We start from the raw sequence: 4,715 nt of genomic DNA on the forward strand, positions 1-4,715 counted from the left end.
TAAAAGAACGCCGCCAAAACAGCTAATACTTTGTGATAAAAAAGTAAAAAACTTTTGGGTAAAAATTTTTTGATTATTTTTTTGAACATCTTTTTATTTTAGCAGATTTAAAAAAAAGATACAGAAATAAAGAGAAATGATCGGTTAATCAGAATTATACCTATCACTTTAACATCACTTTTGGATAATTTTTGATAAATTTTAGTCCACTCTAATATTTATATTTAACCCTTTCTTGCCAATCTCTATTCCTTATCAGGTGTTAACACGTTGATACGGATAATAGTAGATTATTTTCTCAAGTGTTTCTAAAAAGAAAGAATTGTCATCAATCTGTTGATCAATTCTTAATTAGTGAGAATTCGTTTTTTGGCCATTATGATTGGCCTAAAATTTTTAAAGCATATTTGAGTCTTTCTTTAGTGCCTTCAATTTCCGGTGGAATTTCAGAAAGAATTTCTTTAATCTCTTGAGAGTGATAACCAAGTTTGCGTAAAGCCGTTTCTAAAGGTCGGTCAGAAATTTTAGAACGTTTCAATAACTCTTCAAATTTTCCTCTCATTTCAACAATAATTTTTTCCGCCGTTTTTTTACCAACGCCAGAAATTTTGGTTAAAAAATTGACTTGACCGTTTTGAATGGCTTTCTTAATTTCGGAAATTTTACCGAGTGAGAGGATATTTTGAGCAATTTTCGGACCAACGCCGGCAATAGCTAAAAGTTCTTTAAAAAATTCTAATTCTTCGATGCTCTTAAAACCGTAAAGTTCTTGGGTTTCCTCTCTTGTGTATAAATAGGTAAAAATTTTTAAACCTTCATTGATTTTAACTTTTTTTATTAAGGATGGAGAAACGAAAACTTGATAGCCGATCTGGCCTGTTTCTATAACCAAAAAGTTGTCGCCCCGATAAATAATTTTGCCGCGCAGAGAAAAAATCATACCTTTCTACACAATTATGAAAATTTGGCAAAAATACAAAAAACAAACTTTGGAAAAATTTCAACTTTCGTACGGTTTCGTATTTCGTAGTATACTATAGTTTTCCACAGAAATCAAGATTCGTGGCTTGACAGATTCTGGTCATTTGTTATAATTTTCTATTATAAAATTAACTTGGAGGATGAGGTAAATTAATATATGAGAGAAAGCGAATATAACATTGACAACGTTCCAAAAAGCGAAAGCAAAACCACGCCGGATCAGTGGGAAAAATATAATGTTCTAGAACGTCTAGAGGTTGTGCTTCGAAACGAATTTCTTGATGGTATAAAAAAATCTATTGATATTAAAGATTTATTTTTTGCCGCCGGAGAAATATGTAAATCAATAATAGAAAAGGGGTTGCCAAATTTAAAAAAATTGACCCCTGGAACTAGAGAGAGGGTTGAAAAATTATTGTCTATGAAAGGAGAATAAATTTTTTATTATGAGTAAAATTTTGGAGGAATTAAAGCGGGTCATCACCAATTCAAAACTATCATCCACAGATCAAAACGATCTTTTAATTTTTTTACCCATTTTACCAGAAAAGGTTTTAGAAAATTTAGTAGAAATTTTTAAAAAATCTCCTAAGGTTTTAGTAGCTTTTAATGAAGATTTTAAAGCCAAACTCGAAGCCTTAATCGATGGCCGTGATGCTTTTCAAAAAATGTTAGAAAAAGAAAAGGAATTGTTAGAGGTCTGGCAAGAAGAATTTGGCAAACAAGAAAAAGAAATAGATTATGGCCTGGAAGAAAAAACCGAAGAAGAGGAAGTTTAAAAATTAAAAAATTATGCCAATCACAAAATCAGCTATAAAAGAATTAAGAAAGGTAAAAAAAAGAACGGCAAGAAATAAAAAAATCAAAGCCAATCTTAAATATTTAGAAAAAAAATTTTTGAAATTTATCAGAGAGAAAAATAAAGAAAAAGCCAGAGAATTTTATCAGAAAATTCAGAAAGCTCTTGATAAAGCCGCCAAAAGAAATGTCATCAAAAAAAACAAAGCCAGCCGAAAAAAATCAAGATTGGCAAAAAAGCTAAATTTTTTATTAAAGAGTTAATTCCTTTTAGCTGTCAGTCATTCACCTTTCTCTCTTTTTCTCTCTTAATGTGTTAACACACTAGAGATTAAAGAGTAATGCATTTCGCTGGCAATAAATAGAAAAATTACATTATTTTTATTTATAGTTTTGCCACCAATAAGTCAAATAAAAGTTCCGGTTGAAGATTGGTTGTCTTGAGTTGATAGTCTATCCTTAGAAGTTCCTGATAGATTTTTTTTAATTCATCTAAAGTATATCTTGGGGCTTGGATTAATGATTTTTTAACACTATAAGGATGAACACCCAATTCACTAGCTAACTGATAATAATTTAAAAATTTCTCTTTCCTATCCTTAATTTGAAGAATAATTCTAAATTGACGAGCCAAAAGATTAAGAAGTTGGGTAAAAGGAATGTCGTTTTCTAATTGTTCCCTAATTAATTGAACGGCTCTTTTTTTATTTTTCTCAACTAGGGCATCAATTAAATTAAAAATATCTTCTTCTGGTTTGGTTTCAACTATTAATTTAACATTTTTCGCCGAAATTTTGCCTTGACCATAAGCTATTAATTTATCCAATTCAGTACTCATTCGCCAAAGATCAGGTCCAATAAAATTTACCAATAAATCAACAGCTTTTTCTTCGATTTCTCCGTCTCTTTTTTTAACCTCTTCTTTAATCCATTTTCGTAATTCATTATTTTCTAACCAATCAAATTTTTGGGCATATTTTTCTTTTTTTAGCAGACTAAAAAGTTTTTGATGGCTCTCGTTTTGGGGTATCTTTTCTTCGCTTTCGCGAAAAATGACAACATTGTCTTTTTCTTCTTTCTTCTTTCCTTTCTTGCTTTTTCTCACAAAATTAATCACTTCCTGCAATAAAGCAGAATCTTCATTCTGGCTTAAAAGGTTTTCAATAATAATCAATCTTTTTGTCGAAAACAGACCGGGTGAAAAAACGCTCTGTCGAAATTTATCAACGGTTAAATCCTGCCCTTCTAGTCTTAAAACGCTTAAACCTCGCCAATCTCTTTTCTGTTTAAAGTTTTCCACCAAGGCTCGGAGTTTTTCCTGAGAACGAAAAGTATCCGGACCGTATAAAAAGAAAATCATAAAAATTTTTAATTTTTTAATTATTTAACAACTTGGTAATGAAGACGAAGAACGTTTTCCGTAATTTTCTTCACGGCTAACAACTTTAATTTTGCTTCTGTTTCAGTTTCAGAAAAAAGTTTAATACCCCGACCAAAAATTAACGGCTCGAGATCAAGGTAGATTTCATCAATCAGGTCGCCGCGGAGAAAACTGCTGTTCAATATACCGCCGCCACCGACTATCACTTCTTTAAAACCTTTACTTTTCAAAACTTCTAAAGCTTCTCTCGGTGTGTTAACAAAAATTGTTTTCTCATTGACTTGATGGGGTGGCACTAAACTCGAGACAACAACGGTAAAGGGATAATTCAATTTTTCAAATTCATCAATAATCTTCATAATTTCATAAGTTCTTTTGCCAACAATAATGTTGCCCTTTTCTTTGACTAAATCATAATAGGCTTGCCAGGTTTCATTTGACCAGGGCGTCTCGTCTTTTTCTTTAGCAATATAACCATTGATGGTTGATGTGGCGTATAAAATGACTTTCATAAAAAATATTTTTAAATGATAAATTTTTTTAAAAGAGTTTTTGAGGAGTTGGTTTTTCTGAGAAAAAACGGTTTAAAAGTGATTTAAACTCTAAATTTTGAAAAATTTTTTTAACCTTTTCTTTATCCGGTTCTTTCAGCTTTAAATCTTCTAAAGAGAGGTCAATTTTTAAATCTCTTTTAATGGTGACTAATTTTTTGGCCAGAAAGGCTTGTTCTTTATTTTTGATCAATAAATTTTTAATTTTTTCTGAATCAATTTTTTCTAAATTTTGATAAAGATTTTCTAAAGAACCAAACTTTTGAATTAAGGCCAAGGCTGTCTTTTCGCCAATACCCTTGACGCCGGGGATATTGTCTGATGGATCACCACGTAAAGCTTTGTAGTCAATGAGTTGCTGAGGGGTTAAACCAAATTTTTCTTGAATAGTTTTTTCGTTATAAAGTGTCATCTCACTTACCCCTTTTTTCAAAAGGCAGACTGTGGTTTTTTCATCAACTAATTGTAATAAATCGAAATCGCTCGAGATGATAATCATTCTGAGTTTTGCCTTTTGGATTTTGAGTTTAAGCGAAGCAATAAGATCATCGGCTTCATAACCAGGAATTTCTAAAAATTTGATTTTAAAACTTTCTAATAATTCTTTAAGTCGGGGAATCTGAGCATAAAATTCTTCAGGCTGTTTAACCCTTTTTGCCTTATATTCTTGAAAGTCTTGATGACGAAAGGTTGGCCCCTTACTGTCAAAAGTAACAGCTAAATAATCTGGCTTTAATTCTTTTAAAATTTTTAAAAAAACTAAAGTAAAACCATAAATAGCATTAACGACCTCACCGCTTTTCGTTGTCAATCTCGGCAAAGCATGCCAGGCGCGATGTAATAAGGAGTTGCCATCAAGAATGATAAATTTCTTTTCCATCATTCAATTATACTATAATTTCCATTAGTATCAATGAATATCTATGAGTATCAATTTAGTTTCTGAAACTGCTTGATATTAGTGGATACTAATAGATATTGATAGAGATTTTAGTAATTTTTAA

Annotated in this window: 7 protein-coding genes; 3 read left to right on the plus strand and 4 right to left on the minus strand. The window is 30.9% G+C overall.

Annotated elements, in window-relative coordinates:
* Nucleotides 1-376: 376 nt before the first annotated feature.
* Nucleotides 377-940, minus strand: coding sequence for a Holliday junction branch migration protein RuvA (ruvA, locus tag N2259_01075; protein MCX7778820.1), 564 nt, complete (start codon nt 938-940; stop codon nt 377-379).
* Nucleotides 941-1,138: 198 nt separating this feature from the next.
* Between ruvA and N2259_01080 the strand changes: the two genes are divergently transcribed.
* From N2259_01080 to rpsT, 3 genes are read left to right on the plus strand one after another with little or no spacing between them, the layout of a single operon-like run.
* A complete protein-coding gene (locus tag N2259_01080) occupies nt 1,139-1,417 on the plus strand; it encodes a hypothetical protein (protein MCX7778821.1) in 279 nt (92 codons plus the stop codon).
* 10 nt (nt 1,418-1,427) lie between these two features.
* Nucleotides 1,428-1,760 carry a hypothetical protein gene (locus N2259_01085; GenBank protein ID MCX7778822.1) on the plus strand — a complete coding sequence of 111 codons (333 nt, stop codon included), beginning with the start codon at nt 1,428-1,430 and terminating at the stop codon, nt 1,758-1,760.
* Nucleotides 1,761-1,773: 13 nt separating this feature from the next.
* Nucleotides 1,774-2,043 carry a 30S ribosomal protein S20 gene (rpsT, locus tag N2259_01090; protein MCX7778823.1) on the plus strand — a complete coding sequence of 90 codons (270 nt, stop codon included), beginning with the start codon at nt 1,774-1,776 and terminating at the stop codon, nt 2,041-2,043.
* A gap of 121 nt (nt 2,044-2,164) precedes the next feature.
* Here the strand turns inward: rpsT and holA are convergent, their stop codons facing one another.
* Genes holA through N2259_01105 form a run of 3 tightly spaced genes read right to left on the minus strand, consistent with a single transcriptional unit; the run spans nt 2,165 to nt 4,591 of the window.
* Nucleotides 2,165-3,139, minus strand: coding sequence for a DNA polymerase III subunit delta (gene holA / locus N2259_01095; GenBank protein ID MCX7778824.1), 975 nt, complete (start codon nt 3,137-3,139; stop codon nt 2,165-2,167).
* 20 nt (nt 3,140-3,159) lie between these two features.
* Nucleotides 3,160-3,672: a dihydrofolate reductase family protein gene (locus N2259_01100; protein MCX7778825.1), complete on the minus strand. Its 513-nt coding sequence runs from the start codon at nt 3,670-3,672 to the stop codon at nt 3,160-3,162.
* 28 nt (nt 3,673-3,700) lie between these two features.
* Entirely contained in the window at nt 3,701-4,591 is an 891-nt protein-coding gene (locus tag N2259_01105) for a hypothetical protein (protein ID MCX7778826.1), read from the minus strand.
* Nucleotides 4,592-4,715: the final 124 nt, after the last annotated feature.

The organism is Patescibacteria group bacterium (genome assembly GCA_026417895.1).
Taxonomy (GTDB): Bacteria; Patescibacteriota; Patescibacteriia; order UBA2591; family CALHIP01; genus CALHIP01.

Excerpts from the sequence above, each read along its gene's own strand:
- ruvA (MCX7778820.1), bottom strand. The coding sequence starts at position 940 with ATGATTTTTTCTCTGCGCGGCAAAATTATTTATCGGGGCGACAACTTT.
- N2259_01080 (MCX7778821.1), top strand. The coding sequence starts at position 1,139 with ATGAGAGAAAGCGAATATAACATTGACAACGTTCCAAAAAGCGAAAGC.
- N2259_01085 (MCX7778822.1), top strand. The coding sequence starts at position 1,428 with ATGAGTAAAATTTTGGAGGAATTAAAGCGGGTCATCACCAATTCAAAA.
- rpsT (MCX7778823.1), top strand. The coding sequence starts at position 1,774 with ATGCCAATCACAAAATCAGCTATAAAAGAATTAAGAAAGGTAAAAAAA.
- holA (MCX7778824.1), bottom strand. The coding sequence starts at position 3,139 with ATGATTTTCTTTTTATACGGTCCGGATACTTTTCGTTCTCAGGAAAAA.
- N2259_01100 (MCX7778825.1), bottom strand. The coding sequence starts at position 3,672 with ATGAAAGTCATTTTATACGCCACATCAACCATCAATGGTTATATTGCT.
- N2259_01105 (MCX7778826.1), bottom strand. The coding sequence starts at position 4,591 with ATGGAAAAGAAATTTATCATTCTTGATGGCAACTCCTTATTACATCGC.